This is a genomic window from Pseudomonas sp. 22526 (assembly GCF_052044735.1).
Classification (GTDB): domain Bacteria; phylum Pseudomonadota; class Gammaproteobacteria; order Pseudomonadales; family Pseudomonadaceae; genus Aquipseudomonas; species Aquipseudomonas piscium.
Genome location: NZ_JBQENK010000024.1, coordinates 100,633 through 119,433, shown reverse-complemented (window position 1 = coordinate 119,433; position 18,801 = coordinate 100,633). Strand labels below are relative to the sequence as shown.

11 protein-coding genes and 1 pseudogene are annotated in these 18,801 nt (G+C 61.9%); 5 read left to right on the top strand and 7 right to left on the bottom strand.

Annotated elements, in window-relative coordinates:
* The 3 genes from ACTJKT_RS27805 to ACTJKT_RS27795 all read right to left on the bottom strand — a co-directional run.
* The coding region (locus tag ACTJKT_RS27805) for a T1SS-143 repeat domain-containing protein (RefSeq protein WP_440789470.1) at positions 1 to 2,828 on the bottom strand (2,828 nt) is incomplete at its 3' end.
* A 305-nt stretch (positions 2,829 to 3,133) separates the two neighbouring features.
* On the bottom strand, positions 3,134 to 5,962 hold the full coding sequence (locus tag ACTJKT_RS27800; protein ID WP_440789468.1) for a DUF5801 repeats-in-toxin domain-containing protein: 2,829 nt from the start codon (positions 5,960 to 5,962) through the stop codon (positions 3,134 to 3,136).
* Positions 5,963 to 6,235: 273 nt separating this feature from the next.
* Positions 6,236 to 10,846 (bottom strand): T1SS-143 repeat domain-containing protein, encoded by a 4,611-nt coding sequence (locus ACTJKT_RS27795; RefSeq protein WP_440789467.1) that lies wholly within the window; start codon positions 10,844 to 10,846, stop codon positions 6,236 to 6,238.
* 353 nt (positions 10,847 to 11,199) lie between these two features.
* Here ACTJKT_RS27795 and ACTJKT_RS27790 point away from each other — a divergent pair, with 353 nt between their 5' ends.
* The 3 genes and pseudogenes from ACTJKT_RS27790 (at position 11,200) to ACTJKT_RS27780 (ending at position 12,614) form a co-directional block, all read left to right on the top strand.
* Complete coding sequence (locus tag ACTJKT_RS27790; protein WP_440789465.1) at positions 11,200 to 12,195, top strand: arsenic resistance protein; 996 nt, start codon at positions 11,200 to 11,202, stop codon at positions 12,193 to 12,195.
* 27 nt (positions 12,196 to 12,222) lie between these two features.
* A pseudogene (locus ACTJKT_RS27785) lies at positions 12,223 to 12,405 on the top strand (heavy-metal-associated domain-containing protein); the annotation flags it as partial.
* Positions 12,402 to 12,614, top strand: coding sequence for a GDCCVxC domain-containing (seleno)protein (locus ACTJKT_RS27780; protein ID WP_440789463.1), 213 nt, complete (start codon positions 12,402 to 12,404; stop codon positions 12,612 to 12,614). The pseudogene ACTJKT_RS27785 and the gene ACTJKT_RS27780, both read left to right, overlap by 4 nt.
* 130 nt (positions 12,615 to 12,744) lie before the next feature.
* Here ACTJKT_RS27780 and ACTJKT_RS27775 read toward each other — a convergent pair whose 3' ends face one another.
* From ACTJKT_RS27775 to ACTJKT_RS27765, 3 genes are all read right to left on the bottom strand, one after another.
* Positions 12,745 to 14,817, bottom strand: a complete 2,073-nt coding sequence (locus tag ACTJKT_RS27775; RefSeq protein WP_440789472.1) for a heavy metal translocating P-type ATPase — start codon at positions 14,815 to 14,817, stop codon at positions 12,745 to 12,747.
* A 524-nt stretch (positions 14,818 to 15,341) separates the two neighbouring features.
* Positions 15,342 to 16,001 carry a DsbA family protein gene (locus ACTJKT_RS27770; RefSeq protein WP_440789461.1) on the bottom strand — a complete coding sequence of 220 codons (660 nt, stop codon included), beginning with the start codon at positions 15,999 to 16,001 and terminating at the stop codon, positions 15,342 to 15,344.
* Positions 15,998 to 16,438 carry a disulfide bond formation protein B gene (locus ACTJKT_RS27765; protein ID WP_440789459.1) on the bottom strand — a complete coding sequence of 147 codons (441 nt, stop codon included), beginning with the start codon at positions 16,436 to 16,438 and terminating at the stop codon, positions 15,998 to 16,000. The genes ACTJKT_RS27770 and ACTJKT_RS27765 overlap by 4 nt, the downstream gene beginning before the upstream one ends.
* A gap of 100 nt (positions 16,439 to 16,538) precedes the next feature.
* On the opposite strand from ACTJKT_RS27765, the gene ACTJKT_RS27760 reads away from it, so the two are divergent.
* Positions 16,539 to 16,955, top strand: coding sequence for a MerR family transcriptional regulator (locus ACTJKT_RS27760; RefSeq protein WP_440789457.1), 417 nt, complete (start codon positions 16,539 to 16,541; stop codon positions 16,953 to 16,955).
* Positions 16,956 to 17,087: 132 nt separating this feature from the next.
* Here the strand turns inward: ACTJKT_RS27760 and ACTJKT_RS27755 are convergent, their stop codons facing one another.
* Positions 17,088 to 17,549: a VOC family protein gene (locus ACTJKT_RS27755; protein WP_440789455.1), complete on the bottom strand. Its 462-nt coding sequence runs from the start codon at positions 17,547 to 17,549 to the stop codon at positions 17,088 to 17,090.
* Between the two features lie 167 nt (positions 17,550 to 17,716).
* Here ACTJKT_RS27755 and ACTJKT_RS27750 point away from each other — a divergent pair, with 167 nt between their 5' ends.
* Complete coding sequence (locus ACTJKT_RS27750; RefSeq protein WP_440789453.1) at positions 17,717 to 18,739, top strand: fimbrial protein; 1,023 nt, start codon at positions 17,717 to 17,719, stop codon at positions 18,737 to 18,739.
* The last annotated feature ends 62 nt before the right edge of the window (positions 18,740 to 18,801 follow it).

Below are 18,801 nucleotides of genomic sequence, written 5' to 3'. Positions count from 1 at the left end.
TCATCGACGGTGCCGGCCTCGGCGGTGCCATTGGCGGTGGGCGTGTCGTCATCGACGGTAATCACCAGCTTCTCGGGCGCAGCCGTCACTGTGTCGCCGTCCTTGTCGGTGGCTTGCAGCATCGTGCCCAGGTTGAGGGTGATGTCGTTTTCATCATTGCCTGCTGGATGGTCCAGCGGTTGCAGCAAGGTGAAGCTGTAGGCACCGGCGGCACTGAGGCTGAAGGTGAACACATCGACCGCACCCGCCTTGGCGGTGAGGGTATCCCCCAGGACGCTATACACCAGTGCCACTCCGCCGGAACTCAAGGCCGGCAGGCCGCTGGTATCGCTCGACAAGGAGAAATTCAGCAGTCCATCGGCACCGGACTGGAAGATGCCCGTCACGTTGCCGCTGGCCGTGGTGGCTTCACCCGCCACATCCCCGACACCCCCGGCAATACCATTGGCCAAACCGTCTTCATCGACGGTGCCGGCCTCGGCGGCTCCGGTTGCGGTGGGCGTGTCGTCATCGACGGTGATCACCAGCTTCTCGGGCGCAGCCGTCACAGTGTCGCCGTCCTTGTCGGTGGCCTGCAGCAAGCTACCCAGGTTGAGGGTGATGTCGTTTTCATCATTGCCCGCTGGATGATCCAGCGGTTGCAGCAGGCTGAAGCTATAGGCGCCCGCCGCGCTGAGGCTGAAGGTGAACACATCGACGGCGCCGGCCTTGGCGGTCAGGGTGTCGCCCAGGACGCTGTAGACCAGCGCCACTCCGCCCGAACTCAGGGCTGGCAGGCCACTGGTGTCACTCGACAGGGCATAGCTCAGTGGCACGTCGGCCCCGGATTGGAAGATGCCCGTCACGTTGCCGCTGGCCGTCGTTGCTTCGCCAGCGACGTCGCCGACACCGCCGGCGATGCCATTGGCCAGGCCGTCTTCATCGACGGTGCCGGTCTCGGCGGCTCCGGTTGCGGTTGGCGTGTCGTCATCGACGGTGATCACCAGCTTCTCGGGCGCAGCCGTCACCGTATCGCCATCCTTATCCGTGGCTTGTAGCAACGAGCCCAGGTTGATAGTGATGTCGTTTTCATCGTTACCGGCTGGATGATCCAGCGGTTGCAGCAGGGTAAAGCTGTAGGCCCCTGCGGCGCTGAGGCTGAAGGTGAACACATCGACGGCGCCCGCCTTGGCGGTCAGGGTGTCGCCCACCACGCTGTAGACCAGCGCCACTCCGCCGGAGCTCAGGGCTGGCAAGCCACTGGTGTCGCTCAACAAGGCATAAGTCAGCGGTACATCGACGCCGGACTGGAAGATACCCGTGACGTTGCCGCTGGCCGTGGTTGCCTCGCCAGCTACGTCGCCGACACCGCCGGCGATGCCATTGGCCAGGCCGTCTTCGTCGACGGTACCGGCCTCAGCGGTTCCGGCCGCTGCCGGCCCATCGTCCTCGAAGATCATTTTCGAGCCGATTTCGGCGGTTGCGGTGGAGGCTTGGCGCAAGGTGAAACCACCGATGTCGAAGTCAGCGTGGGTATTGCCCTTGGCGTCCAGGGCTGCGCCGTTCTCGACCAGTACGCGGTTGTGGTCCGCGGTGGTGGTGTATTCGATCTTGTAGCCGGCTATGACGCCGGTGACGGTGGCCACGCCGCCATTAAAGCTGATGGCAATGTTCGCATTGTTCACCGAGCCGTCCGAGTTTTCGATCACTTGCCCGGTGCTGTTGTCGATCACCAGAACATGGGTGATGGCCACCGACGTATCGTTGGCATAGCCGTTGACGAAGTTCACGCCGCTTTCAACCGCGGTGCTGAAGGCACTGATCTTGACCATCGCACTCTTGCCGCCTTGCAACTGCACGATGTCGAAATTGGCCGTCTTCGTATCAAAGACCGCGGTGAAGTCGATATTGGCTTCGACGTCCGCTTCGTTCTGGCTCAGGTTGGGAACGGTCACGTCCTGCCGGGCGCCGGTGACGAAGCTAAAACGAATACCTTCCTGCTCCGTGATCATCTGGTTGTTGGTGCCGAAGGTGGTCGGGCCACCGCCCTGGCTGGTGTTGATGGTGTCACCGGTGTTGATGTTGACGCCCGTCGATTCGTCGGCGGGGTTCTTGCCGGTGGCGATGATCGTCGGGTCGGTGATCCGCAATACACCGCCATCGTCGACCACCGTCGGGTTGGCCTTGGTGAACATCAGGAACAGGTTCTGCCCGGAAGGCGCATTGGCCAGGCTGAACTTCAGGTCCTGGCTGGCGCCGATGAACACCTTGTTCAGCAGGTTGAGGGCATCGTCCGGGTTGCTCGCATCCGGATGCTTGAGCGGTTGGTATTCCACGGTCCAGATCTTGCCGCCCGACAGCGGCGACCCGGTTTCCTCGATATAGCCGGCGAACACTATCGCGCCGTCAGGGCCACCGGCCCGGCCCAGCACGATGTTGTTATTGTCCGTATCGGTATAGAGAAGAATGCTGGTGCCATCGAGGGTGTCCAGACCGCTGTCCAGGCCATCGAGCGGCGCGCCCAGGCTATCGGTGAACTTGATATCGACATTGATCGCATCGGGCGCCAGGTTGAGGGTGAAGGCATTGCTGCCGGTGTTGCCCACGGCGCCGGTGTAGCCACTCAAGGCCGCATCCGTTGCGGTACCCGCGCCAAGGGCGGTCAACCGGGTGGCGAAGGCTGAGGGCAGGGCGGCCAGCAGGATGTCATTGTCGTCGGCGTCTCCCGCAGGGGCTGGCGTGGCGGTGGCGTTCTGCAACCCGGTGGTTTCGTCCAGCGCAACGTTGACGCCGGTCGCTACCACGATCGGGTCGCTCGTGAGGGATGTGTTTTCTTGCAGGGTGGTCATGACATTCTCCTAGGCAGTTCCAGTCGTTGGGGCCGCACTGGACCCTCTGCTGGCAGATACCTCAACTATGGTGATGCGCCGGAGAATGCGCATTGGCCGATACTCCCAGGCAGTCTGGGAGTTTCAGCCTACTGGGGAGTGGAAACGGGATGAGGTGAAGGCGCCGGCCTGTTGCGTGCTCTTCATGCCTGGTGCTGCTTGAACGTCCGGCGCAACGAGCATTGCAGCTACACCTCCTATGGCTGCTGCAAAAAAAGCGAGGGCGGTTTCCAGGCCACCCTCGCATGGGTTTGACGCGCGATGTTTCAGACGCTGGCCAGGACGATATCGGTATTGAGCAGATCGACCCCGAGCAGGGTGATGCTCGTCAGCTGCCCACCGGTCTCGGCAATCGTCACGATACTGTCGGCGCCGGCGTTGTCGATCGACTGCACGACGGCGCCCGGATCACCAATGAGCACCACCGCATCGCGCTGGCCTGCGCCCGCATCGAAGCCGCTGACCTGATACTGGTTCTCGGCCACCGACAGGTCGATGTTGAAGGCATCCCGCTCACCCGTGGTGCCCACCAGCCGGAAGTCGAAGAGCACGTCGGTCGTGTCGTTGGCGAACAGGTTGGCATCGAACGCGCTGGTTGCGGTGTCGCCATCCTTGTCTGTGGTCGTGGCGTTGAACGACAGCTGGATATCGCTGGCCAGGCTCTGGATCTCCTTGATGAACTGGATCACCGGGATCTTGACCGTGCCCAGGCCCATGGTGAGCTGGACCGCGTCGATCAGGTGGCTGCCATCCCACTGGACGGTGAAGGATTTCTGGTTTCCGGCTTCCGCGTGCAGGTCGGCGGCTTGCACCTTGATGGGGGCGCCCGAGGTTGTGCCGTTGTCGAAGTAGATCGTGTAGTACAGCTCTTCCGTGGCCGGGTTGTAGCCTTGCACCGAGTTGTCGATAAAGATCTTCATGCTCGTCAACAAGGTCTCGGGGTTGATCACGAAACTCTCGTCACCGGCATTGATGCCGGCCGTGGTATTACCCTCCAGGTTGTTGTTGGCGATACCGATGCCCGAGGTGCTGACGTTCATGGCCGCCGAGCCGATGAACGACGGCAGCGGGTTGGTTTGCAGTTGCGCTTCGGTAGGGTCGGGCGCGCCGAGCCCGATACCGGTCAGGATGCTGTTCGCGCCGGTTTGCGGCGCCAGCGGATTGGCACCGAAGAACACCACTTCTTCGCTGCCGATTGTCAGCGTGCGTACAGGGTCGGGCCCGCCGGCAGCCAGCGAGCCGTCGGCACTGCTGAGGACGATGGTCGAGCGGAAACCTTCCTCCAGGTCCAGGGCATAGGTGCCATTGGCGTAGGCACTCAGGGTGTAGTGAACGGTGGTCTCCGCGGTGGCTGCGTTGTTGTCGAAGTCACCGGTCAGGGTCCCGGCGAACTGGTAGGCGCCATTGCCATCCGGTGACGGCGACTGCTCGACCAGCGTACCGGTGCCGGTGGTGGTCGTGTTGTCCGGCCGGACCAGGGTGAACTGGTTGTTCAGCAGCGAAATGTCCAGGCCGGCCGCCCCCAGCCCGTCGGCTCCGGCCGCCATGTTCCAGTAGCCTTGTTGCGCCAGGTCGGTCCCGGTGCCGATCAGGTTGCCGAAGGCGAGGGTCGGTCCATCGTCCTCGAAGATCATGTGCGAGCCGATTTCGGCGGTCGTGGTGGAGGCTTGGCGCAGGGTGAGGCCACCGATGTCGAAATCGGCGTGGGTATTGCCCTTGGCGTCCAGGGCTGCGCCGTTCTCGACCAGTACGCGGTTATGGTCCGCGATGGTGGTGTATTCAATCTGGTAGCCGGCCTTGACGCCGGTGACGGTGGCCACGCCGCCATCAAAGCTGATGACGATGCTCGGATCATTCGCCGAGCCATCCGAGTTTTCGATCACCAGCCCGGTGGCGATGTTGATCACACGAACATGGGTGATGGCCACCGACGTATCGTTGGCATAGCCATTGACGAAACTCGCACCACTTTCAACCGCGGTGTTGAAGGCACTGATCTTGACCACGGCACTCTTGCCGCCTTGCAACTGCACGATATCGAAATTGGCCGCCTTGGCATTAAACATCGCGGTGAAGTCGATGTTGGCTTCGAGATCGGCTTCGTTCTGGTCCAGGTTGGGAATGGTCACGTCCTGCCGGGCGCCGGTGACGAAGGTAAAACGGATGCCTTCCTGTTCCGTGATCATCTGGCTGTTGGTGCCGAAGGTGGTCGGGCCACCCGCCTGGCTGGTGTTGACGGTGTCACCGGTATTGATGTTGACGCCCGATGACTGGTCGGCGGGGTCCTTGCCGGTGGCGATGATCGTGGGATCGGCGATCCGCAAGACTCCACCGTCATCGACCACCGTCGGGTTGGCCTTGGTGAACATCAGGAACAGGTTCTGCCCGGAGGGCGCGTTGGCCAGGTTGAACGTCAGGTCCTGGCTGGCGCCGACGAACACCTTGTTCAGCAGGTTGAGGGCATCGTCCGGGTTACTGGCGTCCGGATGCTTGAGCGGTTGGTATTCCACAGTCCAGATCTTGCCGCCCGATAGCGGCGACCCGGTTTCCTCGATATAGGCCGCGAACACGATCGCACCGTCAGGGCCTCCGGCGCGGCCCAGCAGGATGTTGTTGTTGCTATCGGTATAGAGAAGGATGCTGGTGCCATCGAGGGTGTCCAGGCCGCTGTCCAGGCCATTGAGTGGCGCGCCCAGGCTGTCGGTGAAGCTGACATCGACATTGATCGCGCCGGGCGCCAGGTTGAGGGTGAAGGCATTGCTGCCGGTATTGCCCACGGCACCTGTGTAGCCACTCAAGGCCGCACCCGTTGCTGTACCTGCCCCGAGGGCGGTCAACCGATCAGCGAAGGCTGAGGGCAGGGCCGTCAGCAGGATGTCATTGTCGTCGGCATCCCCCGCAGGGGCTGGCGTGGCCGTGGCGTTCTGCAACCCGGCGGTTTCGTCCAGGGCAACGTCGACCCCGGTCGCTACCACGAGCGGAGCGCCATCCGCCAGGGCGGTGATGGTCAGTGTGTCGTTGCTGGGGAAGGCGGGGTAAAGATCGGCAGGGGTATCAGCGCTCAGGTCGTTCGTGGGGGATTGGGGTGTGGTCATGACAGGCTCCTCGGCGGTTCCAGTTGTGGGGGCCGCACCTGGGCCCCTCTGCTGGCAGATGTCACAACTATGGGGAGGCCGCGCAGGTTGCGCATTGGCTGATACTCCTGGACCCTCTGGGAGTTTCAGCCTATTGGGGGAGGGGAATGGGCTGAGGCGAAGGTGCCGGTCCATTGCGTGCCCTTCAAGCCTTGCGCTGCTTGAGCGTTCGGCGCGGCAAAAAAGCGAGGGCGGTTTCCAGGCCGCCCTTGTTTTGGTTTGACGCGCCAGGTTTCAGACGCTGCCCAGGACAATATCGGTATTGAGCAGATCGACCCCGACCAGGGTGATGGTCGTCAACTGTCCGCCGGTCTCGGTAATCGTCACGACACTGTCGGCGCCGGCGTTGTTGATCGACTGCACAGTGGCGCCCGGGTCACCAATAAGCACCACGGCATCGCGCTGGCCTGCGCCCGCATCGAAACCGCTGACCTGGTACAGGTTTTCAGCCACCGACAGATCGATGTTGAAGGCATCCCGCTCACCCGTGGTGCCCACCAGCCTGAAGTCGAAGGTCTGGTCGCTCGGGTCGTTGGCGAACAGGTTGGCGTCGAACGCGCTGGTTGCCGTGTCGCCATCCTTGTCCGTCACCGTCGCGTTGAATGCCAGCTGGATATCGCTGGCCAGGCTCTGGACCTCCTTGATGAACTGGATCACCGGGACCTTGATCGTACCCTTGCCCATGGTGAGCTGGACCGCATCGATCAGGTGGCTGCCATCCCACTGGACGGTGAAGGATTTCTGGTTTCCGGCTTCCGCGTGCAGGTCGGCGGCCAGTACCTTGATGGGCGCGCCCGAGGTCGTGCCGTTCTCGAAGTAGATCGTGTAGTACAGCTCTTCCGTGGCCGGGTCGTAACCTTGCACCGAGTTGTCGATAAAGATCTTCATGCTCGTCAACAAGGTCTCGGGGTTGATCACGAAACTCTCGTCACCGGCATTGATGCCGGCGGTGTTGTTGCCCTCCAGGTTGTTGTTGGCGATACCGATGCCGGATGTACTGACGTTCATGGCCGCCGTGCCGATGAACGACGGCAGGGGGTTGGTCTGCAACTGGGCTTCGGTAGGGTCGGGCGCTCCAAGCCCGATGCCCGTCAGGATGCTGTTATCGCCGGTCTGCGGGGCCAGCGGATTGGCACCGAAGAACACCACATGCTCGGTGCCTATCGTCAGCGTGCGTACCGGGTCCGGTCCACCGGCATCCAGCGAGCCATCGGCACTGCTGAGGACGATGGTCGAGCGGAAACCTTCCTGCAGGTCCAGGGCATAGGTGCCGTTGGCCTTGGCGGTCAGGGTGTAGTGGACGGTGGTATTCGCCGTAGTCGCGTTGTTGTCGAAGTCACCGGTCAGGGTTCCGGCGAACTGGTAGGCGCCATTGCCATCCGGTGACGGCGACTGCTCGACCAGCGTGCCTGTTCCGGTGGTGGTCGTGTTGTCCGGGCGGACCAGGGTGAACTGGTTGTTCACCAGCGAAATGTCCAGGCCGGCGGCATTCAATCCGTCGGCGCCAGCCCCCAGGTTCCAGTAGCCTTGTTGCGCCAGGTCGGTCCCGGTGCCGATCAGGTTGCCGAAGGCCAGGGTCGGCGTATCGTCATCGACGGTGATCACCAGCTTCTCGGCCGTGGCCGTCACCGTGTCGCCGTCCTTGTCGGTGGCCTGCAACAGTGTGCCCAGGTTGATGGTGATGTCGTTCTCGTTATTGGCTGCCGCGTGATCCAGGGGCTTGAGCAGGGTGAAGGTGTAGGCACCCGCTACTGTCAGGCTCAGGGTGAACACATCAATCGCACCGGCCTTGGCGGTCAGGGTATTACCCAGGACGCTATAGGCCAGCGCCACTCCGCCGGAACTCAGGGCTGGCAAGCCGCTGGTGTTGCTCGACAGGGAGTAGCTCAGCGGTACATCGGCACCGGACTGGAAGATCCCGGTCACGCTGCCGCTGGCGACAGTCGCCTCGCCAGCTACGTCACCGACACCTCCGGCGATGCCATTGGCCAGGCCGTCTTCATCGACGGTGCCGGTCACGGCGGTTCCGGTCGCTGTTGGCGTGTCGTCATCGACGGTAATTACCAGTTTCTCCGCCGCGGCCCGCACCGTGTCGCCATCCTTGTCGGTGACCTGCAACAGCGTGCCCAGGTTGAGGGTGATGTCGTTTTCATCGTTGCCGGCTGCGTGATCCAGAGGCTTGAGCAGGGTGAAATTGTAGGCACCCGCGGCGCTGAGGCTGAAGGTGAACACATCGACCGCACCGGCCTTGGCGGTCAGGGTGTCGCCGGCAACGCTGTAGACCAGCGCCACCCCACCCGAACTCAGGGCTGGCAAGCCACTGGTGTCACTCGACAAGGAATAATTCAGCAGTCCATCGGCACCGGCCTGGAAGATCCCGGTGACGCTGCCGCTGGCGGTGGTTGCCTCACCCGCCACATCCCCGACACCACCGGCAATACCATTGGCCAGGCCATCCTCGTCGACGGTGCCGGTCACGACGGTGCCGGTTGCCGTTGGTGTGTCGTCATCGACGGTGATCACCAGCCTCTCGGCAGCCGCCGTCACCGTGTCGCCGTCCTTGTCGGTGGCTCGCAGCAACGAGCCCAGGTTGAGGGTGATGTCGTTCTCGTTATTGCCGGCCGCGTGATCCAGAGGCTTGAGCAGGGTGAAATTGTAGGCACCCGCGGCGCTGAGGCTGAAGGTGAACACATCGACGGCGCCCGCCTTGGCGGTGAGGGTGTCGCCGGCAACGCTATAGACCAGCGCCACTGCGCCGGAACTCAGCGCCGGCAGGCCACTGGTGTCGCTCAACAAGGCATAACTCAGCGGTACGTCGGCCCCGGACTGGAAGATCCCGGTGACGCTGCCGCTGGCCACTGTGGCTTCGCCGGCCACGTCACCGACACCGCCGGCAATACCATTGGCCAGTCCGTCTTCGTCGACGGTGCCGGTCACGGCGCTTCCGGTCGCGGTTGGCGTGTCGTCATCGACGGTGATCACCAGTTTCTCGGCCGTAGCCGTCACTGTGTCGCCGTCCTTGTCCGTGGCCTGCAGCAACGAGCCCAGGTTGATGGTGATGTCGTTCTCATCGTTGCCCGCCGCGTGGTCCAGCGGCTTGAGCAGGGTAAAGCTGTAGGCGCCTGCCGTGCTGAGGCTGAAGGTGAACACATCGACGGCGCCGGCCTTGGCCGTCAGGGTATTGCCCACCACGCTGTACACCAGCGCCACTCCAGCGGAACTCAGGGCAGGCAAACCACTGGTATCGCTCGACAGGGAAAAGCTCAGTGGCACGTCGGCCCCGGATTGGAAAATCCCGGTGACGCTGCCGCTGGCCACCGTGGCCTCGCCGGCCACGTCGCCGACGCCGCCGGCCACACCGCTGGCCAGGCCGTCTTCATCGACGGTAGCGGTCACGGCGGTTCCGGCCGCTCCCGGTCCATCGTCCTCGAAGATCATCTGCGAGCCGACTTCGGCGGTCGTGGTGGTGGCCTGGAGCAGCTTGAAGCCACCGATATCGAAATCGGCGTGGTTATTGCCCTTGGCGTCGAGGGCCGCACCGTTCTCGATCAGTACGCGGTTGTGGTTCGAGGTGGTGGTGTATTCGATCTGGTAGCCGGCCTTGACGCCGGTGACGGTGGCCACCCCGCTGGCAAAGCTGATGGCAATGCTCGGATCATTCACCGAACCGTCGGAGTTCTCGATCACCAGCCCGGTACTTATGTTGATCACGCGGACATTGGTGATGGCCACCGCGGTATCGCCCACATAGCCATTGACGAAATTCTCCCCAGGTTCGGCCGCAGTGTTGAAGGCACTGATTTTCACCACGGCGCTCTTGCCGCTTTGCAGCTGCACCACATCGAAACTGGCCGCCTTGGCATTAAACATCGCGGTGAAGTCGATGTTGTCTTCCTCATCGGCTTCGTTCTGGTCCTGGTTGGGAATGGTCACATCCTGCCGGGCGCCGGTGACGAAGGTAAAACGAATGCCTTCCTGTTCCGTGATCATCTGGTTGTTGGTGCCGAAGGTGGTCGGGCCACCTGCCTGGCTGGTGTTGATAGTGTCGCCGGTATTGATGTTGACGCCCGTCGACTGGTCGGCGGGGTTCTTGCCGGTGGCGATGATCGCCGGGTCAGTGATGCGCAGGACACCAGCGTCGTCGACCACCGTCGGGTTGGCCTTGGTGAACATCAGGAACAGGTTCTGCCCGGAAGGTGCGTTGGCCAGGCTGAACGTCAGGTCCTGGCTGGCGCCGACGAACACCTTGTTCAGCAGGTTGAGGGCATCGTCCGGGTTGCTGGCATCCGGATGCTTGAGGGGTTGGTATTCCACAGTCCAGATCTTGCCGCCCGATAGCGGCGATCCGGTTTCCTCGATATAGGCCGCGAACACGATCGCGCCGGCAGGGCCGCCGGCTCGGCCGAGGACGATATTGTTGTTGGTATCGGTATAGAGAAGGATGCTGGTGCCATCGAGGGTATCCAGGCCACTGTCCAGACCATTGAGCGGCGCGCCCAGGCTGTCGGTGAAACTGACATCGGTAATGACTCCCCCAGGCGCCGGGTTGAGGGTGAAGGCATTGCTGCCGGTGTTGCCCGCGGCACCGGTGTAGCCACTCAAGGCCGCGCCTGTTGCGGTACCCGCCCCGAGGGCGGTCAACCGATCAGCGAAGGCCGAGGGCAGGGCCGTCAGCAGGATGTCATTGTCGTTGGCGTCTTCCGCAGGGGCTGGCGTGGCGATGGCGTTCTGCAGCCCGGCGGTTTCGTCCAGCGCAACGTTGACGCCGGTCGCTACCACGAGCGGATCGCCAACCGCCAGGACGGTAATGGTGTCAGTGGTCAGGTTTTCTTCGGGGATGGTCATGACATGCTCCTAGGCAGTTCTAGTTGATGGGGCCGGACCATGGCCCTTTGCTGGCAGATGTCACAACTATGGGGATGCGCCGCAGGTAGCACATTGGCCGATACTCCTAGGCGGTCTGGGAGTTTCAGCCTATGCGGCAGGGGGAATGGGGTGATGCGAAGGAGTGGCGCCGATGCTCAAGGTCGGCACCACCGGCTGAAGTCGTCGTGTTCAGTGAGGCGAGAGAATAGGTAGAGCCGTAGGCCCCTGAGACACTCAGGCCATGACGACAAGGTGCGCAACTCGACGGACGAGCTGCAGTTGCTTAGGCTGACGGCCTTTTTGACGCTTTTGGTTTTTTTGGGGGGAGCACTATGGACAGGGACACACTTGAACGGAACCAGATACCGATCTATTTCGTCGCGGTCATCGCCGCTGCAATCGCTGGCTTGATGCTGCCTTCGGCGGCGCAGGGCCTGAATGCATGGGTGACCCCGACTATCGCAGTGCTGATGTACGCGATGTTCCTGCAGATTCCCTTTCTCGACCTGCGTGAAGGCCTCGGCAACAAGCGCTTCATGTCAGCCTTGCTGATCGCCAACTTCGTGCTGATTCCACTCCTGGTATGGGGGCTGACCCGGGGGCTCACCGATCACCCGGCGATCCTTGTCGGTGCGCTCCTGGTACTGCTGACGCCGTGCATCGACTACGTGGTGGTCTTCACTCACATCGGCAAGGGCGACTCTCGCGGGATCCTGGCGGCAACCCCGATTCTGCTGCTGCTTCAGCTGGTACTGCTACCGGTGTACCTGGCCTTCATGCTGGGTGGGCAGTCCGAGGTCGTCATCAGGGTGGGCCCATTTGTCGAAGCCTTTCTCGTGCTGATTGTCGCGCCCTTGTTACTGGCGGTGATGACAGCGGCTCTGGCCAGAACATCGAAAATCGCCGGCGCTTGGAACGCCGTCTGGGCCTGGCTGCCCGTTCCGGCAATGGCGGCGGTTCTGGTCGCGGTGGTCGGTTCGCAAATCGCCTCGGTGGTTCGCGACATCGATAAGCTGGCTCCGGTCATCCCCGTGTACATCGGCTTCCTGCTGCTGGCTCCCCTGATGGGCGCTTTGGTGTCCAGGGCTTTCAAGCTGCCGTCCGCGAGCGCCAGGGCAGTCACCTTCAGCTCATCGACCCGTAACTCCCTGGTGGTTCTTCCGCTGGCCCTGGCACTCCCTGAAGAAGTCCGCGGGCTTGCCGCTGCCGCGGTGATCACTCAAACCTTGGTCGAGTTGGTGGGGGAGCTGATCTACATCCGTGCAATACCGGCTCTGGTCTGGCGCAAAAAGGCCACGGATTGCGTCGACGACTGCGTAGATGGGTGATTGCAGGGAATTGACTCCATTGGCATTCTACTGACCAGTACGGTGAAGAAAGCACTACAGCAGGTGCCAGGCGTCAATGCCGTCACGGTCGGCTTCGACAAGAAAACCGCCACGGTGACCTTCGACCCGGACCAGGCCACATCCGCAGCGCTCACCAAGGCGACCACGAACGCCGGTTACCCCTCCATGGTGAGAAGTGAGACCCCATGAATACCCCTGTCCTCGAGTCCGTGCTGACCTGCCCGCACTGTGGTTTCGCCAAGCGCGAAAGCATGCCCACAGATGCCTGTCTGTACTTCTACGAATGCAGCAACTGCAAGCGTCTGCTGCGCCCCGATCCGGGTGACTGCTGCGTGTTCTGCTCCTTCGGCTCGGTGAAGTGTCCACCGATTCAGGCGCAGCGGGGATGTTGTAGATAGGGGCACACCGGGCTGATGCGTTGTGGCTATTTTGATGCAACAAAAAGCCCGGCAGTGTCGCACTGCCGGGCTTTGTTCTCAGGTCCGCCTTCAGAATCGATAGCCAGCGCTCAGCTTCAGATCATCGACGTCACTTTTTCAACAACCGAAGCCCGTTCAGCACCACCAGCAAGCTCACCCCGACGTCAGCGAACACGGCCATCCACATGGTTGCAAAACCCATCAGGGTGAACACCAGAAACACCGCCTTGATCCCCAGGGCGAACAGGATGTTCTGCTTAAGCACGTGAGCGGTGTGCCGAGACAGCCGAACGAAGGCGGGGATCTTGCGCAGGTCATCGTCCATCAGCGCAACGTCCGCAGTTTCGATCGCCGTTCCTGTGCCAGCGGCCGCCATGGCGAAGCCGATCTGAGACTTGGCCAGGGCCGGCGCATCGTTTATCCCGTCACCGACCATCCCGACTACATGGCCACGGCCTTGCAATTCGTCTATCGCCGTCAGTTTGTCAGCGGGGAGCAGATTCCCCCGCGCCTCGTCGATCCCCACCTGTTGTGCAATCGCCTCGGCGGTGTGGGCGTTGTCGCCCGACAGCATCATGGTCTTGATGCCCAGCGCGTGGAGCTCACTGATCGCCGCCTGGCTAGAATCCTTCAGGGTATCGGCCACAGCGAAGAGCCCCTGCACGCTTTCTGTGCCGAGCAACGCCACCACGGTCTTGCCTTCACGTTCCAGGCTGTTCAGTGCCTTCTCCAGCCCGGCGCTTGAAAACCCCAGGTCTTCGATAAGGCGATGATTGCCCAGGTGATAAAGGCGCCCGTCAACGACGCCTTTCACGCCTTTTCCAGGAAGCGCCTCGAAGTTGTCCACCTGCATCAAGGTCAGGGCATCGACGGCACCCTGCCTGGCGATGGCCTGCGACACAGGGTGGTCCGAACGGGCCCCCAGGCTGGCGGCAATCGTCTGCGGCGTGGCCCCGGAAGTCTCGACCCATGGGACATAATCGGTCTGCACCGGCTTGCCATGGGTGAGGGTGCCGGTCTTGTCCAGTGCGACGAAGTTCAGCTTGGCGCCGATTTCCAGGTACACGCCGCCCTTGACCAGAATGCCTTTGCGGGCTGCCGCCGCCAGCCCGCTGACGATGGACACGGGTGTGGAAATGACCAAGGCACAGGGACAGGCCACCACCAGCAGGACCAAGGCGCGATAGATCCAGTCCGTCCACAGTCCGCCGCTGAACAAGGGCGGGATGAGCGCAATGGCCAAGGCGAAGAAGAACACCGCTGGCGTATAGATCCTGGCGAACCGGTCCACGAATCGCTGGGTGGGCGCCCGCGAATTCTGGGCTTCTTCCACGGCGTGGATAATGCGCGCCAGGGTCGTGTCACTGGCCTGTGCGGTCACGCGATATTCGAAGGAGCTGGACTCGTTGATCGACCCGGCATACACCGGATCATTCAGGGTTTTTTCGACGGGCAGGCTTTCCCCGGTGATGGGGGCCTGGTTGACGGTCGAGCTGCCGGCGGCAACCTCGCCATCCAGCCCGATCCGCTCGCCGGGGCGCACTCGCACCAGCGCACCGAGGCCGACCGTTTTGACATCGACCTCCAGCCAGCTGCCGTCGGCCTGGCGAACCGTGGCCCTTTCGGGGGTCAGGTCCAGCAGCCCCCTGATGGCGTTACGCGCACGATCCAGCGATCTGGCCTCGACCTTTTCCGCCAGGGTGAACAGGAACATCACCATCGCCGCTTCCGGCCACTGGCCAATCAGCACCGCGCCTGTCACGGCGATGCTCATCAAGGCATTGATGTTGAGGTTGAGATGCTTGAGCGAGATCCAGCCTTTCTTGTAGGTCGTGGGGCCGCAGAGGGCGATGGCCAGCAGGGCCACAACGGCGATCAGCCACTCCGGAGCCGATTGAGTGAAGTGCAAGACCTCCGCGCCCACCGCCGAGACACCGGCCAACGCCAGTGGCCACCATGGGCTTTTCCGGAACGGCTCGGGCGGCTGCTCGGCTGTGGAGGCGTCTGTGCTGGAGGCCGTGGCGTCATCCATCAGCGGCTCCGCGCGCATGCCCAGCGACAGCACTGCCGCTTCGATCGACGAGGTGTCCGGCAGCTGATGCCAGACGCCCATCGTCCGGTTCATCATGTTGAATTCCAGCTTCTGGATCCCGCTGGTTTTGGCGAGCCTGGCCTCGATCATGGTCTGCTCGGAGGGGCAGCACATCTGGCCGATCCGGAACCTGTCAAAGCGCGACGTGCCATTGGCCGTGCCGGAAGAGGCTTTTGCAGCGCCGGCACTTGCAGCTCCAGCAGGTGGGCAACAGGCATCCACAAACAGGTCGCTGCCTGCCGGGCTGGCCGATTGGCCTGGTTCAGCGAGGGTATGCAAAGTGGAGGGCGCCGCTACCTCGGCACAGCCTGATGGGGCGTTGCCGGCTGGCGAACAGCAACCCGCGCCGGCCTTGGGCTCGGAGATTGCTGCCAAGGTCTTAGGCGCACAGCAACTGCCTTGGGCCGGTTCGCGGGCCGCCCTCGATCCGCAAGTCGTTGCCGCGGGCGCACAGCAGCCGGTGGCAGCTGCCGGGTCGAACACTTCTACGGCACCGGTTTTTTCTGGTGTCGGTTTATCACCGCAGCTGCTTTTCATCAGGTCACTCCCCACATGTCATGAGGAGAGTGAACAGGTTATAGCCACTATAAGGTCAAGCGTATTTATGCCTTCCTTCAGTTGCCTGCGGCCTTACGCGACCGGTCGATCTCGCTGCGGATCAGATCGTAGAGCGGTTGGGCACCGAAATTGGTCAGCGGCCGGCCGTTGACGAAGAAGGTCGGCGTACCCTTTACCCCCACTGTCTTGGCATCGGCGTCGTCCCTTTCCACGGTGGCCGTGATCTCGGGCGACATCATGTCCTCGCGGGCCTTCGCCACATCCAGGCCTGCAAGGGCCGCGGCGTCCCATGCCGCCGAGGCTTTTGCATCATCGTGCCACTGTGGCTGAGCCTCCAGCACCGCTTCAAGCACGGGTACGAATACCCCTTGTTTGCGGGCGCTCTCCAGCAACCGGATGGCTTCCTCGGAGCCTTTGTGCAGCCGTACGTAGCGCAGCACCAGGCGGACATCGGCGGGATGCTCGGCCATCATCTGCTTGACGATGGGATAGAAGGCCCGACAGCTTTCGCATGAGGGGTCAAAGAACTCGACGATAGTCACCGGCGCCCTGGCAGGGCCGAAGCTGGGGGAATGAAAACGTACCAGTGCGCTGGCTTCTTGAACGGGGGCCGTCGCCTGAGGCACAGCGGCCGTGCGCGGGTAGAAAAAGGCAGCGGCGGCGAAGCCGATCACCGCAAGGATACTGATGGCGACTACAAGGATGCGTTTGCTCATGCGTTAGCTTTCCGGCGAATGAGGACAAGGAGGACAACCAGGAGCGTGAAGACCCCCAGCGAGAGCGAAGGCAGTGCGATGCCGCCGAGAATCGACATGTCGGCACCCGAGCAGGAAGGGCCCGCCCCACAGGGCTTGATCGCTTCCGGGATGACTTCGAAGTACAGCAGGTTGTGATACAGGGCTGTCAGCCAGCCCACGGCGGCGAGGGGCAAGGCGTAGCGCCACACCCCGGTGTCCGAAGTGGCGCAGGCGACTCCAAGGACGATCACCAGCGGGAACATGAATGCCCGCTGATACCAGCACAGCACGCAGGGCTCCCGTCCCATCACCTCGCCGATGAACAGCACGGCCAAGGTGGAAACCAGGGCAAGCAGCCAGGCCCCCAGCAGTAAGGTCCAGCTCCCGGATTGAGGGTTTTGTCTTGCGGCGTCCATATGACAGGTGCCTGTGTGAGTTGAGGGTCAGGGGCGCGCGCTTTGCTGATCGCCCAAGGCGAGTAGAATGAGGGTTCTAGTGACTATAAGGTCAAGCATGATGAGTTCGGCTACCTACACGGTCGGTGCCCTGGCGAAAGCCACGAACACCAAGACCGTCACCATCCGCTATTACGAGCAGGTCGGGCTGCTGCCGTCCTTCGCTCGCTCGGAATCAGGCTACCGCCTGTACACGAATGAGGAACGCGACCGGCTGTTGTTCATCCGCCGTAGCCGCGCATTGGGTTTCAGCCTGGATGACATTCGTGAATTACTGGGCTTTGCCGATCGCCGCGATGCCTCCTGCGCCGGGGTGGACGCCAAAGTCGAGGGCCAACTGCAGCAGGTACGGATGCGTATCCGCGACCTGCAGGGCCTGGAGTCGGAGCTGGAGCGCCTGATTGCTTGTTGCAATGGCGGCGTGATCGAGCAGTGCCGGATCATCGAGTCGTTATCGGAGCAAGGCTCGCCAGATTGACGCCATACCCGTCTCGAAAAGACCGGCTGGCGCGGCAGATGACCCCTCGCTTGAAGAGTGCGGCCAGGTTGAAAGTGGGAAGGGATGGGCGAGTGTTTATGGGCGCAACTGACAGGGGCGCCGTGGCCCTCATCAGGCCTCGGCGAACGCCTCTTCGATGAAAGCCTCCAGCTCTGCCTCTTCAAGCAGCTCGATGGAGAAATGCCCGAAGCGTTTCGGCAACCAGAGGATGCGTGTCCCGCTGGGCGATTGGAGATTGTCGCGCGACAAGGGTTTGCCGTTCTCGTCTTCCGGCTGCACACCCGCGGCCAGCAACTCGTCGTAGGCGGCCTCGATATCCGGGGTGCAATAGCAGTGACGGTAGATCGTGCCTTCGCCGTTGGTGTCCATCAGCGCCTTGAGATTGCCGCTGAAGGGTTGCACCAGCATCAGGCGCTCCGTGCCGAACATGACGATCGCATAACGCACATGCAAACCGTCGCGCTGCCACTCCAGGGTCCTGGAAATCCTCGCGCTGAAGATTCGGGCGTAATACCCACAGGCTTGCTCGAGGTCTTTGACCAGAACATCCACGTGGCTGAACTTCAATTTCATGATCTCTCCTGACGAAAAAGGCAGCGGGGTGCTGCAGCGACTTTGAGAATCCTCTGATTCATCCCTTGCAGTGGCCCTGCGTAGACTGCCGCCCCGCGCCGATTCCCACCAAGTCCCACCAAGGGAAGCCGCACCGTTAGTCTGAACTCGGGTCGAGGAGAAACGTTTTGAAAACGCTACGACAGGTGGGGCTGCTTGCACTGGCCCTGGGATGCATCATGGGGACTTCTGCCTACGCAGCAGTAGATTATTGCGGCTATCCAGAAGGCACCCCGCTGAATCCGTCGGTCATTGCCAGTCTTCCAGCTGTTACAACCTTGCAGTATGCCGCCATTGGCGAGGTAATGGCGTCCTACGAAGTCTCGGTCGGACGCCGTTCTGGAGGATGGTCATGGTGCACCAAGTCTGAATGGGGAATGACCGAAGTGACGACCAGCCTTACATCAAGAGGCAGTCAAGCGCTTTACGATTCTGGTGTTCCTGGGGTAGGCATTCGCATTGGGCACCACGCTAGCTATAACTGGACCAGCCCCAAGTACCCACCTTTTACCTATACCGGAGTAAACGGGCTCCTCCCTTTCTTCGATAGAGTGACCATAGAGTTTGTGCGTACAGATATAGGGGTGGGAAAGGGCGATATGCCTTCCTTCGACTACGAGACCAGTTTCTTTATTGACACCAGCTACACCACTCCCAGGCGAGCAGTTTATGCCATCGAAGGAACAGACCTTAAAACCAAGTTTGAACATAATGCCTTCTTCACTACCTGCTACACACCCAAGAGCAGTACCGAGGTCAAGATGGGGCGTCCCGCGGTAGAGCAAGTAAAGCGCGGCTCGGTCCAGGACCAGACATTCGTTCTGGACGTTGTTTGCAAAGGCCTCAATCCCACGGTCAAGCCACCGGTAAAGGTCTATTTCGAGGGCAACTCCGTTCGTGATGGCTTGCTGAATCTGAACGGTCTCGGACAGCCTGGCGTCGCCAAAGGCGTTGGCATCTCACTGTCCAACGACAAAAACGTGGCACTGCCATTCAGCCAAGACAAGGCTGTAGCCCTGGATTGGCAATCGAGCGGCCCCGGCACCGAGATGTACCACTTTGCCGGAAAGGCGCGCTACGTCACCACGGGCATGGAAGTCGCCGCCGGAAAAGCCGATGCAACACTGACCTATATATTGGAATACAACTGACCTGGTTTCCCGCCCCAGGACACCCCAAAAGTGAACACAGCCCTTTGTAGGAGCGAGCTTGC

Excerpts from the sequence above, each read along its gene's own strand:
- ACTJKT_RS27800 (WP_440789468.1), bottom strand. The coding sequence starts at position 5,962 with ATGACCACACCCCAATCCCCCACGAACGACCTGAGCGCTGATACCCCT.
- ACTJKT_RS27795 (WP_440789467.1), bottom strand. The coding sequence starts at position 10,846 with ATGACCATCCCCGAAGAAAACCTGACCACTGACACCATTACCGTCCTG.
- ACTJKT_RS27790 (WP_440789465.1), top strand. The coding sequence starts at position 11,200 with ATGGACAGGGACACACTTGAACGGAACCAGATACCGATCTATTTCGTC.
- ACTJKT_RS27780 (WP_440789463.1), top strand. The coding sequence starts at position 12,402 with ATGAATACCCCTGTCCTCGAGTCCGTGCTGACCTGCCCGCACTGTGGT.
- ACTJKT_RS27775 (WP_440789472.1), bottom strand. The coding sequence starts at position 14,817 with ATGATCGAGGCCAGGCTCGCCAAAACCAGCGGGATCCAGAAGCTGGAA.
- ACTJKT_RS27770 (WP_440789461.1), bottom strand. The coding sequence starts at position 16,001 with ATGAGCAAACGCATCCTTGTAGTCGCCATCAGTATCCTTGCGGTGATC.
- ACTJKT_RS27765 (WP_440789459.1), bottom strand. The coding sequence starts at position 16,438 with ATGGACGCCGCAAGACAAAACCCTCAATCCGGGAGCTGGACCTTACTG.
- ACTJKT_RS27760 (WP_440789457.1), top strand. The coding sequence starts at position 16,539 with ATGAGTTCGGCTACCTACACGGTCGGTGCCCTGGCGAAAGCCACGAAC.
- ACTJKT_RS27755 (WP_440789455.1), bottom strand. The coding sequence starts at position 17,549 with ATGAAATTGAAGTTCAGCCACGTGGATGTTCTGGTCAAAGACCTCGAG.